At 75.2% G+C, this 16,342-nt stretch carries 20 protein-coding genes; 16 read left to right on the top strand and 4 right to left on the bottom strand.

The features are described from left to right. Positions 1 to 36: 36 nt before the first annotated feature. Positions 37 to 735, top strand: coding sequence for a collagen-like domain-containing protein (locus tag H6H00_RS06240; RefSeq protein ID WP_185720385.1), 699 nt, complete (start codon positions 37 to 39; stop codon positions 733 to 735). 145 nt (positions 736 to 880) lie between these two features. After that, complete coding sequence (locus H6H00_RS06235) at positions 881 to 2,011, top strand: pyridoxal phosphate-dependent aminotransferase (RefSeq protein WP_185722205.1); 1,131 nt, start codon at positions 881 to 883, stop codon at positions 2,009 to 2,011. A 25-nt stretch (positions 2,012 to 2,036) separates the two neighbouring features. Here H6H00_RS06235 and H6H00_RS06230 read toward each other — a convergent pair whose 3' ends face one another. Continuing rightward, positions 2,037 to 2,219 (bottom strand): hypothetical protein, encoded by a 183-nt coding sequence (locus tag H6H00_RS06230; RefSeq protein WP_185720384.1) that lies wholly within the window; start codon positions 2,217 to 2,219, stop codon positions 2,037 to 2,039. A gap of 113 nt (positions 2,220 to 2,332) precedes the next feature. Between H6H00_RS06230 and H6H00_RS06225 the strand changes: the two genes are divergently transcribed. Both H6H00_RS06225 and H6H00_RS06220 read left to right on the top strand, forming a co-directional pair. Further along, positions 2,333 to 2,782, top strand: coding sequence for a hypothetical protein (locus tag H6H00_RS06225; protein WP_185720383.1), 450 nt, complete (start codon positions 2,333 to 2,335; stop codon positions 2,780 to 2,782). A 73-nt stretch (positions 2,783 to 2,855) separates the two neighbouring features. Further along, positions 2,856 to 3,617, top strand: coding sequence for a potassium channel family protein (locus H6H00_RS06220; RefSeq protein WP_185720382.1), 762 nt, complete (start codon positions 2,856 to 2,858; stop codon positions 3,615 to 3,617). On the opposite strand, the gene H6H00_RS06215 is transcribed toward H6H00_RS06220, so the two are convergent. Further along, the gene (locus H6H00_RS06215; protein ID WP_379540051.1) at positions 3,571 to 4,638 is read right to left on the bottom strand and encodes a threonine aldolase family protein; all 1,068 of its coding nucleotides are present in this window, start codon (positions 4,636 to 4,638) and stop codon (positions 3,571 to 3,573) included. The two genes, H6H00_RS06220 and H6H00_RS06215, sit on opposite strands and share 47 nt — an antisense overlap. Positions 4,639 to 4,880: 242 nt before the next feature. Here H6H00_RS06215 and H6H00_RS06210 point away from each other — a divergent pair, with 242 nt between their 5' ends. Genes H6H00_RS06210 through H6H00_RS06185 form a run of 6 tightly spaced genes read left to right on the top strand, consistent with a single transcriptional unit; the run spans position 4,881 to position 9,745 of the window. After that, positions 4,881 to 5,393: a SigE family RNA polymerase sigma factor gene (locus tag H6H00_RS06210; RefSeq protein WP_185722204.1), complete on the top strand. Its 513-nt coding sequence runs from the start codon at positions 4,881 to 4,883 to the stop codon at positions 5,391 to 5,393. A gap of 12 nt (positions 5,394 to 5,405) precedes the next feature. Beyond that, positions 5,406 to 6,095, top strand: a complete 690-nt coding sequence (locus H6H00_RS06205) for a hypothetical protein (RefSeq protein WP_185720380.1) — start codon at positions 5,406 to 5,408, stop codon at positions 6,093 to 6,095. Positions 6,096 to 6,115: 20 nt separating this feature from the next. Then, positions 6,116 to 6,697 (top strand): TetR/AcrR family transcriptional regulator, encoded by a 582-nt coding sequence (locus H6H00_RS06200; RefSeq protein ID WP_185720379.1) that lies wholly within the window; start codon positions 6,116 to 6,118, stop codon positions 6,695 to 6,697. A gap of 24 nt (positions 6,698 to 6,721) precedes the next feature. Next, entirely contained in the window at positions 6,722 to 8,131 is a 1,410-nt protein-coding gene (gene purB, locus H6H00_RS06195; RefSeq protein WP_185720378.1) for an adenylosuccinate lyase, read from the top strand. After that, a complete protein-coding gene (locus H6H00_RS06190) occupies positions 8,128 to 8,961 on the top strand; it encodes a phosphoribosylaminoimidazolesuccinocarboxamide synthase (protein ID WP_185720377.1) in 834 nt (277 codons plus the stop codon). Before purB ends, H6H00_RS06190 begins: the two co-directional genes overlap by 4 nt. Positions 8,962 to 9,019: 58 nt before the next feature. Next, a complete protein-coding gene (locus H6H00_RS06185) occupies positions 9,020 to 9,745 on the top strand; it encodes a DUF2334 domain-containing protein (RefSeq protein WP_185720376.1) in 726 nt (241 codons plus the stop codon). A 13-nt stretch (positions 9,746 to 9,758) separates the two neighbouring features. On the opposite strand, the gene H6H00_RS06180 is transcribed toward H6H00_RS06185, so the two are convergent. Both H6H00_RS06180 and H6H00_RS06175 read right to left on the bottom strand, forming a co-directional pair. Then, on the bottom strand, positions 9,759 to 10,385 hold the full coding sequence (locus H6H00_RS06180) for an MBL fold metallo-hydrolase (RefSeq protein ID WP_185720375.1): 627 nt from the start codon (positions 10,383 to 10,385) through the stop codon (positions 9,759 to 9,761). 24 nt (positions 10,386 to 10,409) lie between these two features. Continuing rightward, positions 10,410 to 11,396: a Rossmann-fold NAD(P)-binding domain-containing protein gene (locus H6H00_RS06175; RefSeq protein WP_185720374.1), complete on the bottom strand. Its 987-nt coding sequence runs from the start codon at positions 11,394 to 11,396 to the stop codon at positions 10,410 to 10,412. 87 nt (positions 11,397 to 11,483) lie between these two features. Here H6H00_RS06175 and H6H00_RS06170 point away from each other — a divergent pair, with 87 nt between their 5' ends. From H6H00_RS06170 to H6H00_RS06145, 6 genes are read left to right on the top strand one after another with little or no spacing between them, the layout of a single operon-like run. Next, a complete protein-coding gene (locus H6H00_RS06170; protein WP_185720373.1) occupies positions 11,484 to 12,239 on the top strand; it encodes an alpha/beta fold hydrolase in 756 nt (251 codons plus the stop codon). Between the two features lie 22 nt (positions 12,240 to 12,261). Continuing rightward, positions 12,262 to 12,495: a phosphoribosylformylglycinamidine synthase subunit PurS gene (gene purS / locus H6H00_RS06165; protein ID WP_185720372.1), complete on the top strand. Its 234-nt coding sequence runs from the start codon at positions 12,262 to 12,264 to the stop codon at positions 12,493 to 12,495. Beyond that, positions 12,492 to 13,163, top strand: coding sequence for a phosphoribosylformylglycinamidine synthase subunit PurQ (gene purQ, locus H6H00_RS06160; protein WP_185720371.1), 672 nt, complete (start codon positions 12,492 to 12,494; stop codon positions 13,161 to 13,163). Before purS ends, purQ begins: the two co-directional genes overlap by 4 nt. After that, on the top strand, positions 13,164 to 14,303 hold the full coding sequence (locus tag H6H00_RS06155) for a PP2C family protein-serine/threonine phosphatase (protein ID WP_185720370.1): 1,140 nt from the start codon (positions 13,164 to 13,166) through the stop codon (positions 14,301 to 14,303). It begins immediately after the preceding gene. Then, complete coding sequence (locus tag H6H00_RS06150) at positions 14,300 to 15,871, top strand: sensor histidine kinase (RefSeq protein WP_185720369.1); 1,572 nt, start codon at positions 14,300 to 14,302, stop codon at positions 15,869 to 15,871. Before H6H00_RS06155 ends, H6H00_RS06150 begins: the two co-directional genes overlap by 4 nt. Further along, positions 15,868 to 16,320 (top strand): response regulator, encoded by a 453-nt coding sequence (locus tag H6H00_RS06145; RefSeq protein WP_185720368.1) that lies wholly within the window; start codon positions 15,868 to 15,870, stop codon positions 16,318 to 16,320. The genes H6H00_RS06150 and H6H00_RS06145 overlap by 4 nt, the downstream gene beginning before the upstream one ends. The last annotated feature ends 22 nt before the right edge of the window (positions 16,321 to 16,342 follow it).

Raw genomic sequence — 16,342 nt, 5'->3', positions numbered from 1 at the left:
TCCGGGCAGCACCCTTCCCCGAGCAGAGGATCCTGTATGAGCAACCCCCGTCACGCCGCTCCGAGCCGCTCCGCGGTGGTCGCCGGCCGGGTGGCACTGGGCGTCGTCGGCGCCCCGGTCGCGATGCTCGCCGTCGCCGGACCGGCCTCCGCCGCCGTGCCCGACCTCGACGACAACCGCCTCCAGGCCGACCTGTCCGCCGACGCGTTCTCCGTCGACGGCGAGATGTCGCAGGCCGCCCTGCCGGAGCTCCCCGGGCTCGACGGTCTCCCCGCCGGGGACGCGTTCGACGTCGCCGCGCTCCCGGGCCTGCCCGCCCTGCCCGGCACGGACTCGCTGCCGGCGCTGTCCGGTACCGACGGTCTCCCGGCCCTGCCGGGCGCCGACTCGCTGCCGGCGCTGTCCGGTACCGACGGTCTGCCGGCGCTGCCCGGTACCGACGGCCTCCCCGCCCTGCCCGGTACCGACGGGGTCCCGGCCCTGCCCGGCACCGACGCCCCGGCCGACCTGCCGCTCTCGGCGACGATGGACCTCGACGCGGGCGCCGACGACGTCGACACCGACGGCACGGCCGCCGACGACGTCGACAGCACGGACATCGACGGCACGGACGTCGATGACGCGGACGTCGATGGCACCGACGTCGACGACGCGGACGTCGACGAGGCGGACGTCGACGACGCGGACACCGGCTCCCTGTTCTCGGCCTCGGACCTGGTCAGCGGGATCCTCTGAGGTAGGCGCACGCCTGCGGGCGGGTCGGGCTCCTCTGGGGGGAGCGCGGCCCGCCCGTCGTGCTTCCGGCGTCGTGCTTTCCTAGGGCGTGCCGACCCCACTGCCCACCGCCTCGCGCCGCGCCGCCATCCCCCCGTTCCACGTCATGGACGTGTGGGCGGCCGCGGGGGAGCGCCAGCGCACCCACGGTGACCTCGTCAACCTCTCCGCCGGCCAGCCCTCCACCGGGGCGCCGCAGGCCGTGCGCGACGCCGCGACGGCCGCGATCGCCGACGAGGTCCTCGGCTACACGGTCGCGCTGGGGATCCCGGAGCTGCGCGCCGCGATCGCCGGCCACTACGACCGCACCTACGGGCTCGACGTGCCTGCCGAGCAGGTCGTCGTCACCACCGGCTCGTCGGGCGGGTTCCTGCTCGCCTTCCTCGCGGCGTTCGACGCGGGCGACCGCGTGGCGATGGCCCGCCCCGGCTACCCCTGCTACCGCAACATCCTCACCGCGCTGGGCTGCGAGGTCGTGGAGCTCCCGTGCGGGCCGGAGACGCGCTACCAGCCGACGGTGGAGATGCTGGAGGCGCTCGACGAGCCGGTGAAGGGCCTGGTCGTGGCCAGCCCGGCGAACCCGACGGGCACCGTCCTGGCCCCCGGGGAGCTCGCCGCGCTGGCGGAGCACTGCGCGCGCACCGGGATCCAGCTCGTCAGCGACGAGATCTACCACGGCATCTCCTACCCCGGGACCCCAGCGACATCGTGCGCATGGGAGACCTCGCGCGAGGCGATCGTCGTCAACTCCTTCTCCAAGTACTTCTCGATGACGGGCTGGCGCCTCGGCTGGCTCCTGCTGCCGCCGCGGCTGCTGCGCGCGGCCGACTGCGTGGCGGGCAACTTCACCGTCTGCCCGCCCGCCCCGGCGCAGCGGGCGGCGCTGGGAGCGTTCGCGGAGTCGAGCTACGCCGAGGCCGACGGGCACGTGGGCCGCTACGCGGTGAACCGCGACCTGCTGCTCGCCGGCCTGCCCCGCCTCGGCATCACGCGGCTCGCCCCCGCCGACGGCGCGTTCTACGTCTACGCCGACGTCTCCCACCTCACGGCCGACTCGATGGACCTGACCTACCGGCTCCTCGCCGACGTCGGGCTGGCGGTGGCGCCGGGGCTGGACTTCGACCCCGTCGACGGGCACCGCTGGATCCGGTTCTCCTGCGCGGGGGCGACCGAGGACGTGCGGGAGGCGCTGCGCCGGCTCGGCGGGTGGCTGGAGGTCGCCGTCGAGCACCCGTAGGTGCGCCCCGCGGGCCGCCGGACGGTCACGACGTGGCCTTGGTGCCGTACTCCCTGCGCACGTCGTCCTTGAACACCCGGTACTCCTCGGGGTGGTGGAAGTAGAGGTCCGCCATGCAGTCGGCGCACCGTCCGACGACCCACAGCACGCACGGCTCGGCGCACCGGACACACGGACGGGGCTGGGCGGCGGCGTCGGGATCGTCCACGCGGGGATCGTCCCACGCAGCACCGACGAGACCCGGAACCGTCCGGGGCCCGAGCCGTCCCCCCGGAGTGGCGGACCCCCGGTCCTGTCGGGGGCCGTGGCTAGCGTCCGGGCGTGGCCCACGTCCCGTCGTCCGCACCGGATCCCGGGTTCTTCGACGGGCTCGTCGACTCCGGTCGCTGGCGCGAGGAGGGAGTCACCCACTGGCACCTCACGCTCACCGAGATCGGCACGAACGTCCGCGAGCGGTACGCGATGGACCGGTGGCAGCGGATCGTCTCCCAGGACTGGATCGGCACCGAGACGGACCCGCGCGCGGCGCTGGTCTGGGTCACCGAGCAGCGGATCAGGGCGATCAGGGGATCGGCCGACCCCGACGCGTTCGCCCGCCGGATCGGCTGGAACACCCGCGCGGACGTCGAGTTCCAGGTGGTGTGCTCGTGGGAGTCGCTGACCGGGCCGGGCCGGACGCCCGTCGGGGGCGGCGTGGCCGTCCGGGACGGATGGTCCGTCGAGATCTACGCGAACCCGATGACCGCGGCGGAGTGCTCCCGGGAGCACTGACGGCTCCGGGCACGGGCCTGCGCGGAGCCGGACCGGGACGGTTCCCGGCCGGGCATCGGTACTGTCCCGCGCCATGGACGGTGAGCCGCGCATCGAGGCCTGGGACCGGCGGGTGGACTGGTGGCTCACGGGCCTCGCGGTGCTGTTCCTCGTGGCGTACGCCTGGCAGGTGCTCGACCCCGCGATCGGCGAGCCGGGGGCCATCGTGCTGGAGGCGGTCGTGACCGGGGTCTGGGCGCTGTTCGGCCTCGACTACCTGGTGCGGATCTCGCTGGCGCACGACCGGTGGCGGTTCGTCCGCACCCACCTGCTGGACCTCGCGATCCTGCTGCTGCCGATGTTCCGCCAGCTCCGGGCGCTGCGGGTGATCACCGTGATCAGCGTGCTCAACCGCCAGCTCCGCGACGACGTGCGCGGCCGCGTCGTGTTCTACGTCGTCGGGACGGTGGCGCTGGTCGGGTTCGTCGCCTCGCTCGCGGTGCTCGACGCCGAGCGCGACGCCCCGGACGCGTCGATCACGACCTTCGGTGACGCGGTGTGGTGGACGCTGACGACGATCTCCACCGTCGGCTACGGCGACCGCTATCCGGTGACGTTCGAGGGGCGGGTCGTCGCGGGCTCGCTGATGGTCGCCGGGATCGCGCTGCTCGGCGTCGTGACGGCGTCGATCGCGAGCTGGTTCGTGGAGAACCTGCGCAAGGCGGGGGAGCGGATCGGCGACGAGCTCGAGGACGACATCCAGGACGTCGAGGGCCGGCTGGGGCTGGTGCTGGCCGAGCTGCGGACGATCAGCGCCCGCCTGGACGCGCTGGAGCGCGATCGCCACCCGTCCTGAGGCCGCGCTGGGTGGGCGCGTACGCCGTGCGGCCGTCGGCGCGGCCGTCCTCGCCCGTGCCCGCGCCGGGGGAGCCGATGCGGTCGAGCGCGGCGGTGATGTCGGCGTCGTCGACGTCGCAGTGGGTCATCAGCCGGACCTGACCCGACATCGCCACCGCGCGCACCCCCGCCTCCTCGAAGCGGCGCAGGGTGCCGTCGAGGTCGGCGACGGCGATCAGCACGATGTTGGTCTGCGGGACCGCCGCCTGCCAGCCGCGCTCGCGCAGCCCGTCGGCGAGGGTGCGGGCGCGCCGGTGGTCCTCGACGAGCCGGTCGACGCGGTCGAGCGCGACGAGCCCGGCCGCGGCCAGCACCCCGCCCTGGCGGACGCCGCCGCCGAGCATCTTGCGCAGCCGCCGCGCCTCCTCGACGAACTCGGCCGAGCCCGCCACGACGGACCCGACCGGCGCCCCGAGGCCCTTGCTCAGGCACACCTGCACCGTGTCGGCGCCGACGGTGAGCGCGCCGGGGGGCACCCCGAGCGCGGCGGCCGCGTTCCACAGCCGGGCGCCGTCGAGGTGCACGCGCAGCTTCGCGGCGCGCGCGGCGGCGGCCACGGCGGCGTGCTGCTCGGGGGCGGTGATCGTGCCGCCCGCGGCGTTGTGGGTGTTCTCCAGGCACAGCAGCGTGGTGCGCAGCGTGAAGTACGGCCCGGGGGCGCCCGCGGCCCGGCGCACGGCGTCGGGGGTGACGCGGCCCGGACCGGCGTCGTGCGGCAGCGGTCGCGGCATCCCGCCGGCCAGCCACGCGGCGGTGCCCAGCTCGGCGTCGAGGACGTGCGCGCCCGTCGGGGCGAGGAAGGCGTCGCCGCGGTTCAGGTGCGCCATCAGCGCGATGAGGTTGCCCATCGAGCCGCTCGGCGTCCACAGCGCGTCGGCCGCGCCGAGCACGCCCGCGACGCGGACCTCCAGCTCACGCATGGTCGGGTCGCCGTCGAGGACGTCGTCACCGACCTCCGCCGCGGCCATCGCCGCGCGCATCTCCTTGGTGGGGCGCGTGACGGTGTCCGAGCGCAGGTCGATCGGACCTGACTTCGCGGACGCCCGGCGGGAACGTGAGGTGGGTCGCACAGCGGTCGATTCAACCAGGGGGACTCGCCGCGGTCGCGTCAGGGTCACGGTCCGGTCACGACATTGGGCCGATCGGGGGAAGCTCGCGGCGGCGTGCAACCGTGTCCGCCCGCACGCCCGTCCTGTCGGCGAACGGGGAGGAGGGAACCGCGTTGGACCAGGCCGCCGAAGCGGAGTTCGAGGCCTACTTCCGCGCGCGCCGCGACGCCGTGCGCCGCACCGCGTACCTGCTCTGCGGCGACTGGCACCGCGCCGACGACCACGCGCAGGCCGCGTTCGTGGCGCTGCACCGGCACTGGCGCTGGATCCGCGACAAGGACGCGCTCGACGCGTGGATGCGCCGCACGCTCGTGCGCTCCGTCGTCGACGAGTCGCGCCGGCCGTGGCGGCGGGAGCGGTTCACCGACGTCGTGGAGGCGGGTTCCGTCGCGTCCGCCACCGACGGGGTGGCCACGCGGCACGTCCTCGTCGACGGGCTGCGCTCCGTCCCCCCGCGCCAGCGCGCCGTGCTGGTGCTGCGCTACCTCGAGGGGCTCGACGTCGCAGGCACCGCCGCGGCGCTGGGCTGCTCCGAGGGCACCGTGAAGAGCCAGACCTCGCACGGGCTCGCCGCGCTCCGCGCGGTGCTCGGCGACACGCTCGACGACCTGCGACCCGCCGGCTGAGAGGAGACTGCGATGACCGACGACGACCGCATGGCCGCGCTGTTCTCCGAGGCCGCCTCGGAGACCCCGCCGCCGGCCGGGTTCGACCACGCCCGCGTGGTCGCGACCTCCCGGCGGATCACCGCCCGCCGCCGCTCCGCCGTGCTCGGCGGGGCGATGGCGCTGCTCGTCGTCACCGGGGTGGGCGTGGCGGTCGCGCTGCCCGGTCCCGGAGGGGACGCCTCGTCGACGGCCGCGGCCCCGGCGGCGGCCCCCGGGGCGGCGTCCGACGCGGAGGCCCGGGCCGAGGCGGCGCAGGCGCCCGACGCGCTGCGCGGCCCGTCCGAGTTCTCCGGCACCCCGCTCGGCCCCGGCACGACGGAGTGCGCGCAGCGCCAGGACCCGGCGCTGCGGGCGTACCTGGAGGAGGTGCTGCCCGAGGTCGTCGGGGCCACCGAGGGGGCGGTGACGATGGACTGCCGTCCCGGCGGGGAGCGGGGCGTCAGCCTGGAGGTCGACGACGCGGGCACGGCCGGGCTGCTCTCCGTCGAGTACCTGCCGCCGGGTGAGGCGCCCGGTCCGGTGAGCGGCACGAGCGCGTCGGCGCCGACGGCGTCGGGCGGGACCGTCGTCGTCAGCTCCCGGGGCGACGGCCCCGGCGCCCCGGTCCCGTTCGCGGGCCGTCTGGACGCCGCGGCCGCCTACCTCGCCCCCCGCCTCTGACCCTGCGCGCGGAGGGGAGGATGGGCGCCGTGGGGACGCCGAAGGGTGAGCGGCGGCGCGCCGAGCTGGTGGCGGCGGCCGCGGCCCTGCTGCGCTCCGGGGGTTTCGACGCGGTCCGGCACCGGGCCGTGGCCGAGCGGGCCGGGCTGCCCCTGTCGTCCACGACCTACTACTTCGACTCCCTCGACGACCTCATCACCGCCGCCGCCGAGCGCACCAGCCGCGACGAGCTCGCCGAGGGCCACGCGCAGCTCGCCGCGCTGGGCCCGGGTGAGCCCGACACCGCGGAGGCCGTGGAGCTGGTGATCGACCAGCTCCTCGGCCCGGAGTCCCGCGACGGCGGGCTCGACGCGGTGCTGCTGCGCTACGAGCGGCTCGTCGGGGCCGGCCGCCGCCCGTACCTCGCGCCGCTGATGCGGTCGCTGCGTCCCGAGCTCGACGCCCTGCTCGCCGACGTGTTCCGCCGCGCCGGCCGCCCGCTCGCCCCGGAGGCGCTGCGCGACCTCGTGTTCCTCGTCGACGGGGCGGTGATCAGCGCGCTCATCGAGTCCGATCCCGACCCACGGGCGGCGGCCCGCGAGATCCTGCTCCGGCACCTCTGACCGGCGCACGTAGGGTGTCCAGACGTGATCCCCAACGTGCTGGCCGCCCGCTACGCGAGCCGTGAGCTCGTGGCGCTGTGGTCGCCCGAGAACAAGATCGTCCTGGAGCGCCGGCTGTGGATCGCGGTGCTGCGGGCCCAGCGCGATCTCGGCGTCGACGTGCCGGACGGGGTGGTGGAGGACTACGAGCGCGTCGTCGACGACGTCGACCTCGCCTCGATCGCGGCGCGCGAGCGCGTCACCCGGCACGACGTGAAGGCGCGGATCGAGGAGTTCAACGCGCTCGCCGGGCACGAGCACGTGCACAAGGGACTGACCAGCCGCGACCTCACCGAGAACGTCGAGCAGCTGCAGATCCGGCTCTCGCTGGAGCACGTCCGCGACCGCTCGGTCGCCGTGCTGGCCCGGCTCGCCCGCCGCGCTGCCGAGAACGCCGAGCTGACGATGGCCGGGCGCAGCCACAACGTCGCGGCGCAGGCCACCACGCTGGGCAAGCGCTTCGCGAGCGCCGCGGACGAGCTGCTCGTCGCGTTCGCCCGGCTGGAGGAGCTGCGGGCGCGCTACCCGCTGCGCGGGATCAAGGGCCCGATGGGCACCGCGCAGGACATGCTGGACCTCCTCGACGGCGACGCCGCCCGCCTGGCCGACCTCGAGGCGCGGGTCGCGTCGCACCTCGGCTTCGAGGCCACGATGACGAGCGTCGGCCAGGTCTACCCCCGCTCGCTCGACTTCGACGTGCTCTCCGCGCTGGTCCAGCTCGCCGCCGGGCCCTCCTCGCTGGCCACGACGATCCGGCTGATGGCCGGCATCGAGCTGGCCACCGAGGGCTTCCAGCCCGGCCAGGTCGGGTCGTCGGCGATGCCGCACAAGATGAACTCGCGCTCCACCGAGCGGATCAACGGGATGATGGTCCTGCTCCGCGGCTACGCCGGGATGGCCGGCGAGCTGGCCGGGTCGCAGTGGAACGAGGGCGACGTCTCCGACTCCGTGGTGCGCCGCGTCGCCCTGCCGGACGCGTTCTTCGCCCTCGACGGGCTGATCGAGACCACGCTCACCGTCCTCGACGAGTTCGGCGCCTACCCGGCCGTCATCGCCCGCGAGCTCGACCGCTACCTGCCGTTCCTGGCCACCACCTCGGTGCTGATGGCCGCGGTGCGGGCGGGCGTCGGGCGGGAGACCGCGCACGAGGTGATCAAGGAGCACGCGGTGGGCGTCGCGCTGGCGATGCGGGAGAAGGGCCAGTCCGACAACGACCTGATGGCCCGGCTCGCGGCCGACGAGAGGTTGGGGGGCTCGTTCGAGTCGTTGCTGACCGACCCGTTGGCCTTCACCGGCGCGGCCACGGCGCAGGTGGCGGCCGTCGTCGCCCGGGTGGACGGGATCGTCGCCGCGCACCCGTCCGCCGCCGCCTACTCGCCCGGAGCGATCCTGTGAACCTCCTGCACTCGGGCAAGGTCCGCGACGTCTACGCCGACGGCGACGACCTGGTGCTGGTCGCCTCCGACCGGCTCTCGATCTACGACGTCGTCCTGCCCACACCCGTACCGGACAAGGGCGCGCTGCTGACCCAGCTGTCGCTGTGGTGGTTCGAGCAGCTCAGCGACCTGGTGCCGCACCACGTGATCTCGGCGACCGACGTGCCGGCCGAGTTCGCCGGGCGCGCGGTGCGCTGCCGCCGCCTGGAGATGCTGCCCGTCGAGTGCATCGCGCGCGGGTACCTGGCCGGGCTGGGGCTCAAGGAGTACCAGCGGCACGGGTCGGTGTCCGGGGTGGAGCTGCCGCCGGGGCTCGTCGAGGGCTCGAAGCTGCCGTCGCCGATCTTCACCCCGACCACCAAGGCGCCCGTCGGGGAGCACGACGAGTTCATGTCGTTCGCCGAGGTCGAGGCGCTGATCGGGGCCGACCGGGCCGCGCAGGTGCGCGACCTGACCCTCGCCGTCTACGCGCGCGGGGCGGAGACGGCCGCCGCGCAGGGGCTGCTCGTCGCCGACACGAAGCTGGAGTTCGGCCTCGACCCGTCGGGGGAGGTCGTGCTGGCCGACGAGGTGCTGACCTCGGACTCGTCGCGCTACTGGCCCGCCGACCGGTGGGCGCCGGGCGGGCCGCAGTTCTCCTTCGACAAGCAGTTCGTGCGCGACTGGTCGGCCGGTCTCGACTGGGACCGCACCCCGCCCGGGCCCGAGGTGCCCGCCGAGGTCGTCGACGCCACCCGGGCCCGGTACGTCGAGGTCTACGAGCGGCTCACCGGACGGACCTGGTCCTGACCGGCGCCCGTCCGCGCGGCGTCGGTCGGCGTTCACCCGGGCGTGCGTTCATGGCGGCGTGGCCCGCCTGATCGTCTCGCTGTCCGGTCTGACCGACGACTCCCTGCCCCGCGGCGCGGAGTTCGCCGACGCCCTCGACGCCCGCGGGGTGGCGCTGTCGCAGCTGTTCCGGCCCGGGCCGTTCGAGGAGGGCCTCGCCGCGTCGCCGCTGGTGACGTGGCTGCACGGCCGCCGGGACCGCGGCGACGCGATCGTGCTGCACGGCTTCGACCACAGCTCCGGACCCACCCGGGTCGGTCGCCGCGCCGAGTTCGCCGCGCTGCCGCGGCACGAGGCCGGGCTGCGGCTGCGCGCGGCCCGGCGCACCCTCGGGGCGGTCGACCTGCGCACCGACCTGTTCGTCCCGCCCCGCTGGATCGCCTCGGCGGGGACCGTCGACGCGCTGCGCGACCAGGGCTTCACGGCGTACGCCGACGAGAACGGGGTGCACCGCCTCGACGGCCCCGGCTCGGCCCGCGCCCGGGTGCTCGGGTTCCGGGCCTCGGCGGAGCGGCGCCCCGTCGCCGACGACGCACGGGCCGCGGAGTCCTGGCGCGGCCGGGTGCTGCTGGCCGAGGTCGCCCGGACGGCCCGGCGCGGCGGGGTCGTCCGGATCAACGTCCGGGCCAAGGACCTGAGGCGACCGGCGCGCGTCGAGGCGGCGCTGGCGGCGGTCGACCGGGCCCTCGCCCTCGGTGCGACCCCGGTGACCTACCGCCTCCCGGCGTCCGTGGTCGCCGCCTGACGCGCGGGGCGCGTCACAAGGTGGTGGGCTCGCCCTCGTCCAGGACCCGGAGCGCCGTGCCCTCGGGGGCGAGACCGGTGAACAGGCCGTAGAACACCTGCGGCCGGGCCAGCAGGCCCTGGTGGATCGGCACGGCGGTGCGGGGGGCGACCGCGCGGAGGTAGTCGACGCACTCCGACGCCTTCAGCCACGGTGCCGCGGTGGGCAGCAGGAGCACGTCCACCGGGACGGGAACGGCGGGGAACGCGTCACCGGGGTGCAGGTGGGTGCCGTCGACGAGGTAGGCGTTGTTGGGGATCACCGGGATGTCCGGGTGGATCACCGCGTGCTCGCCGCCGAGGACCTCGATCCGGGCGCCGGCCACCTCCAGCGCCGCTCCGGGGGTGGTCACCTCGTGGTCGGTCCCGGCGAGGTCACCCGCCGTGCCGGTGTCGACGACCAGCCGGGCGCCGGGGTTGGCGCGCAGCAGGGGGGCGAGGCGGTCGAGGTCGAGGTGGTCGGGGTGCTGGTGGGTGACGAGGACGGCGTCGAGCCCGGTCAGGGACTCGAACCCGGCCGAGAACGTGCCGGGGTCGATCAGGAGTCGCGCGGCGCCGGTGTCGAGCAGCACGCACGAGTGGCCGTAGTGGGTGATCTGCACGACCGCCACCCTGCCACCGGCGGGTCAGGGCGGGGGGTCGGGGAGGAGGGCCCGCTCGTCGTCCGGGGCGAGGCCCGCGCCGCGGGCGCGGGCCGGGTCGAGGGTGCGCTCGTGCTCCAGCGCGGCGCGGGCGGTGTCGGCGACCGGGCGGCACACCAGGCCCGCCTCCGCGGCGGGGGACGTGTCGCGGGCCGCGATGCCGACGTGGGAGTCGGGCAGCCACAGGGGCAGCGAGCGCGGCCCCGCCCACGGGGACACCCCGGCGGCCTCCAGCGCGGCGGGGGCGAGCGGCACCGGGACCAGGTCGGGGGCACCCACCGCCGCCGCGATCTCGTCGAGCACCGCGCCGAGGGTCGTGCGCGGGCCGCTGCCGTCGAACGTCCCGGTCAGCCCGCGCTCCCCGGACGAGACGATCCACGCGGCGAGGTCCCGCACGTCGACGATCTGCGCCGGCTGGTCACGGGCGTCCGGGACGACGGTGGGGCCGCCGCGGGCGAACCGGGCCGGCCAGTAGCCGAAGCGGTCGCTGCGGTCGCCGGGCCCGCAGATCAGGCCCGCCCGCACCACGAGCGGACGGGGGTGCCCGGCCCGCACGGCGTCCTCCGAGGCCACCTTGACCGCCCCGTAGACCTCCGGGCCGTCGGCCGGGCCGCCGCCCTCCAGCGGGTCGAGCAGCGGCGCGTCGACGCCCTGGCCCGGCGTCGCGGTGTCGGCGTAGACGCTGATCGTCGAGACGAACGTCCAGTGGTCGGCGTCGATCACGGCGAGCGCGTCGCGCACCCAGGGGAACGACATCGTGGCCACGTCGACCACCGCGTCGAACCGCCGCCCGCGCAGGGGGTCCAGCGCGCCGGGCACGTCCCGGTCCGCGACGACGAGCGCCGCCCCCTCGGGCACCGGCCCGGACTCCCCGCGCGCCACGCACGTCACCTCGTGCCCCCGCGCGACGGCCTCGGCCGCCACCGCGCGCGAGAGGAACCGCGTACCGCCCAGAACCAGCCAGCTGCCCATACCGGCAGTACAGCGGCGCGGCCGGACCCGGTCGAGGGAGTTCGCGCAGAGCCGATGAGTCCGGGGCACCGCCGGCGTCTGAAGGGCATGAGCAACGGATACGCCGACGTGAACGGCCTGCACATGTACTACGAGATCCACGGCGACGCGGGCACGCCGCTGGTGCTGCTGCACGGCGGCGTCATGACCATCGACCTGACCTGGGCCGACAGCATCCCGACGCTCGCGCAGAGGCACCGGGTGATCGCGGTGGAGTTCCAGGCCCACGGCCGCACCGCCGACATCGACCGGGACATGAGCTACGCGGCCCTGGCGGGTGACGTCGTCGCGCTGCTCGACCACCTCGGCATCGACCGCGCCCACGTGATGGGCCACAGCATGGGCGGCGGCACGGCGCTCGAGCTCGCGGTGAGCCACCCCGACCGGCTGCTCTCGGTCGTGCCGATCTCGGCCAGCGTGCGGCCCGACGGGGCGCACCCCGACCTGGCCGACCCGAGCACCTACGCCACCTCCCCGATCATGCCGACGGCGCAGGACTTCGCCGACATGGCCGAGGCCTACGCCCGCCTGTCCCCGCACCCCGAGCAGTTCGACGCGCTGCCCGGCCGCACGATGGGCACCGTCAAGGGCTGGACGGGCTGGACCGACGAGCAGCTCGCGGCCGTCACCGCGCCCACGCTGATCGTGATCGGCGACCGCGACTTCACCGTGCCCGCGCACGGTGCGCTGATGCAGGAGCTGATCCCCGGGTCGCAGCTCGCGATCCTGCCCGGGACCACCCACATGCAGGCCCCGCGACGGGTCGACCTGCTGCTGCCGATGCTCGCCGCGTTCCTCGACTGAGGAGGGCCGTAGGCTCTGGTCCGTGGCCAGAGTTGTGGTGGACGTGATGCCCAAGCCGGAGATCCTCGACGTGCAGGGTCAGGCCGTCACGCGGGCGCTGGGCCGCATCGGCGTGGCGGGCGTGGCCGAGGTGCGGCAGGGCAAGCACTTCGAGCTCGACGTCGACGACGCGATCGACGACGCGACCCTGCACCGCATCGCCGGCGAGCTGCTCGCCAACCCGGTGATCGAGGACTGGGTGGTGACGCGCAAGTGAGGATCGGGGTCATCACCTTCCCCGGCACCCTCGACGACGTCGACGCGGCCCGCGCGGTGCGCTACGCGGGCGCCGAGCCGGTGGCGCTGTGGCACGCCGACCACGACCTGCTGGGCGTGGACGCGGTCGTCGTCCCCGGCGGCTTCTCCTACGGCGACTACCTGCGCGCCGGCGCCATCGCGAGCCTCGCGCCGATCATGGCCGAGGTGAAGGCGGCTGCCGGGCGCGGGCTGCCGGTGCTCGGCATCTGCAACGGCTTCCAGATCCTGTGCGAGGCGGGGCTGCTGCCGGGGGCGCTCGTCCGCAACTCCGGGCTGCACTTCGTCTGCCGCGACCAGCGGCTGCGGATCGAGTCGACCGCCACCGCGTGGACCGGGGCCGCCACGGCGGGCCAGGAGGTCCTGGTGCCGCTCAAGTCGGGCGAGGGCAGGTTCGTCGCCGACGCCGAGACGGTCGCGCGGCTGGAGGGGGAGGGGCGGGTCACGTTCCGCTACCTCGGCGGCAACCCCAACGGTGCACTCGCCGACATCGCGGGCATCTCCTCGGCTGACGGGCGGGTGGTCGGCCTGATGCCGCACCCCGAGCACGCCATCGACCCCCTGACGGGTCCGTCCGACGACGGTCTCGTGCTGTTCACCTCCGTTCTGGGTGCGGCGGTCGGCAGCTAGGTGGGCGGGCGAGCGGTACTCCTGGTCGAGGACGACCCCGGCGACGCCTTCCTCGTGGGTGAGCTGCTGGCCGAGGTCGATCCGGACCTGCGCCTGACGGTCGCGGTCTCGCTGGCCGAGGTCGCCGACGGTGAGCTGCTGGCCGACTGCGAGTGCGTCCTGCTCGACCTCAACCTCCCCGGCACGAACGGGCTGGAGGGCCTGCATGCCATCCTGCGGTCCGATCCCGGCGCCGCGGTCTGCGTGCTCACCGGACTCGACGACGAGCACCTCGGTGTCGCCGCCGTCGCGGCCGGGGCACAGGACTACCTGGTCAAGGGCAAGGTCGACGGCCCGGTGCTGATCCGCGCGATCCGCTACGCCGTGGAGCGCCGCCGCGCCGAGACCAGCGCGCTGCGCCTGCGCGAGGAGCGGCTGGTCGCCGCGGAGGCCACGCGCCTGGAACGCGGCCTGCTCCCGACGCCGCTGCTGGCGGGCAGCCCCGTCCGCGCGCGGTCGTTCTACCGGTCCGGGCGCGCCCGCGCGGTGCTCGGCGGCGACTTCTACGACGCCGTCCGCGGCCCGGACGGCACCGTCCACGCGATCATCGGCGACGTCTGCGGCCACGGCCCCGACGAGGCGGCGCTCGGTGCGCTGCTGCGGGTGTCGTGGCGGGCTCTGGTGCTCGCGGGCGTCGACGAGCCGCAGGTGCTGCCCAAGCTGCAGCAGGTCCTGGTCAGCGAGCGCCACGACCCGACGCTGTTCACCACGGTCTGCACGGTCCTCATCGAGGCGTCCGGCGACGCGCTGGTCCGCCTCGCCGGCCATCCGGCCCCCGTGTCGCTGCACCCGCCCGCGCAGGTGGAGCCGCTGATCGGGCTGCCGCTGGGCATCTCCGACGACGCCGCGTGGGAGGCCGAGTCGCTGCGCCTCGACCCCGGCTGGGCGCTGCTGCTGTTCACCGACGGACTCATCGAGGGGAAGGGCGCCGTGCCGGACGAACCGCTGTGGCCGGAGGGTCTGATCGAGCTGCTCGTCGACGAGGCGGGCACCCCCGCCGACGACCTCCCGGCCCGGCTCGTCGAGCGCGTCCAGACGCTCAACGGCGGCCCGCTCTCCGACGACGTCGCGATCCTCCTGCTGACGGCGGCCGGCCCGTGACGACGCGCGCCCTGCTGCGCAGGCGGCCCGCTGCGGCCGAGCACCCCGGGGACCGCTGGCCGCTGGGGCGGCTGTTCGCCGTCGGGGCCGCGGTGCTGGCGCTGCTCGCCGTCGCCGCGATCACCCTCGGCGGCCTCGCGCTGTCGGGGCTGACGGCGTCGCGGGCGGTGCTCCTCGACCGGGTGTCGCCCGCGCTGGACGCGGCGCAGCGCCTGTCGGTGGCCCTGCTCGACCAGGAGACCGGGGTGCGGGGCTACAGCCTCACCGGCCGCCCCGACTTCCTCGAGCCGTTCCGCACGGGCGTCGACGCGGAGGCGGCGGCCACCGCGGAGCTGCGCGGGCTCGTCGACCAGGAGCGCCTGACCCGCGACGTCGAGGCGGTGTCGGCGGCGGCGCAGCGGTGGCGGGAGAGCTTCGCCGAGCCGGCCGTCGCCGCGGTCGACACCGGCGCCGCGGCGCCCGACCCGCTCCAGGGGCGCACCCTGTTCGACCAGGTGCGGGTGCGGGCCGACGTGCTGCTGCGCGACCTCACCGAGCGCCAGCGCGAGGGGCGGGCCGCCGTCACCGCGGCCGCGGCGTTCCTGCAGACGGCCGCCGTCGCCGTCGCGGTGCTGCTCGTGCTCGTGCTGGTGGCCGCCGCGGTCGGGCTGCGCCGCACGGTCCTCGGGCCCGTCTCCGACCTCGCCGCACAGGTGCGGTCGGTCGTCAGCGGCGACGCCGACCAGCGCGTGCACGCCGACGGGCCGCGCGAGATCCTCGAGCTGGGCGCCGACGTCGAGGCGATGCGGGTGCGCATCCTGGCCGACCTGGACCGCGCCGAGCAGGCCAACCGCCGGCTCGCCGAGCAGGGCCGGGAGCTGGAGCGCTCCAACCGCGACCTCGAGCAGTTCGCCTACGTCGCGAGCCACGACCTGCAGGAGCCGCTGCGCAAGGTGTCGAGCTTCTGCCAGCTGCTCCAGCGCCGCTACGGCGGGCAGCTCGACGACCGGGCCGACCAGTACATCGAGTTCGCCGTCGACGGCGCGCAGCGGATGCAGCGCCTGATCAACGACCTGCTCGCGTTCTCCCGCGTCGGCCGCACCACCGAGGGCTTCGTCGACGTGCCCCTCGCCGACGTCGCCGCCGCCGCCGCGGCCGGGCTCGAGACGACCCGCTCGGAGCTGGACGGCGAGATCGTCGTCGGGTCCCTGCCCACGATCTCCGGCGACCCGCAGCTGCTGCGGCAGCTGCTGGCCAACCTGATCGGCAACGGGCTGAAGTTCCACCGCGAGGGCGTGCCGCCGGTCGTGCACGTCACCGGCACCGAGCGCGACGGCGAGGTCGAGCTGCGCGTCTCCGACAACGGCATCGGCATCGAGCCCGAGTACGAGGACAAGATCTTCGTGATCTTCCAGCGCCTGCACGCGCGCGACGTCTACGCCGGCACCGGGATCGGCCTGTCGCTGGCGAAGAAGATCGCCGAGTTCCACGGCGGCACCATCCGCGTCGTGCAGAGCGACGGGCCGGGCGCCACCGTCGCCGTCGTCTTCCCCCCGCCGTCGAAGAACCCCGAGGAGCTCCCCGCATGACCACGCCCGAACCCCGCATCGTCAACGTCCTGCTGGTCGAGGACGACCCGGGCGACGTCCTGATGACCCGCGAGGCCTTCGACGAGTACCTGCACAACCGGCTCGACGTCGTCACCGACGGGGCCGAGGCCCTGTCCTACCTGCGCAACGAGCCCCCGTACGCCGACGCGCCGCGCCCCGACCTGATCCTGCTCGACCTCAACCTCCCCCGCCGTGACGGCCGCGAGGTGCTCGCCGAGGTCAAGGACGACCCCGCGCTGCGGCACATCCCGGTGATCGTGCTGACGACCTCGCAGGCCGAGGAGGACGTGCTGCGCAGCTACCAGCTGCACGCCAACGCCTACGTCACCAAGCCCGTCGACTTCGAGGGGTTCATCGAGGCGATCAAGCAGATCGACCACTTCTTCGTGAGTGTGGTGCAGCTCCCCACGGGCCGCGACGGCGGCTGAGCGAGGTCGTTCCGTAGGCTCA

This window comes from Pseudonocardia petroleophila (genome assembly GCF_014235185.1).
GTDB classification, from domain to species: domain Bacteria; phylum Actinomycetota; class Actinomycetes; order Mycobacteriales; family Pseudonocardiaceae; genus Pseudonocardia; species Pseudonocardia petroleophila.
The sequence above is the reverse complement of the archived record's forward strand: the minus strand, read 5'-3'. Positions and strand labels throughout refer to the sequence as shown.

Bases quoted from the DNA above. Each gene is read 5' to 3' on its own strand.
- H6H00_RS06240 (WP_185720385.1), top strand. From the start codon at position 37: ATGAGCAACCCCCGTCACGCCGCTCCGAGCCGCTCCGCGGTGGTCGCC.
- H6H00_RS06235 (WP_185722205.1), top strand. From the start codon at position 881: ATGGACGTGTGGGCGGCCGCGGGGGAGCGCCAGCGCACCCACGGTGAC.
- H6H00_RS06220 (WP_185720382.1), top strand. From the start codon at position 2,856: ATGGACGGTGAGCCGCGCATCGAGGCCTGGGACCGGCGGGTGGACTGG.
- H6H00_RS06215 (WP_379540051.1), bottom strand. From the start codon at position 4,638: ATGCGCGCGGCGATGGCCGCGGCGGAGGTCGGTGACGACGTCCTCGAC.
- H6H00_RS06205 (WP_185720380.1), top strand. From the start codon at position 5,406: ATGACCGACGACGACCGCATGGCCGCGCTGTTCTCCGAGGCCGCCTCG.
- H6H00_RS06200 (WP_185720379.1), top strand. From the start codon at position 6,116: ATGGGCGCCGTGGGGACGCCGAAGGGTGAGCGGCGGCGCGCCGAGCTG.
- H6H00_RS06175 (WP_185720374.1), bottom strand. From the start codon at position 11,396: ATGGGCAGCTGGCTGGTTCTGGGCGGTACGCGGTTCCTCTCGCGCGCG.
- H6H00_RS06170 (WP_185720373.1), top strand. From the start codon at position 11,484: ATGAGCAACGGATACGCCGACGTGAACGGCCTGCACATGTACTACGAG.
- H6H00_RS06145 (WP_185720368.1), top strand. From the start codon at position 15,868: ATGACCACGCCCGAACCCCGCATCGTCAACGTCCTGCTGGTCGAGGAC.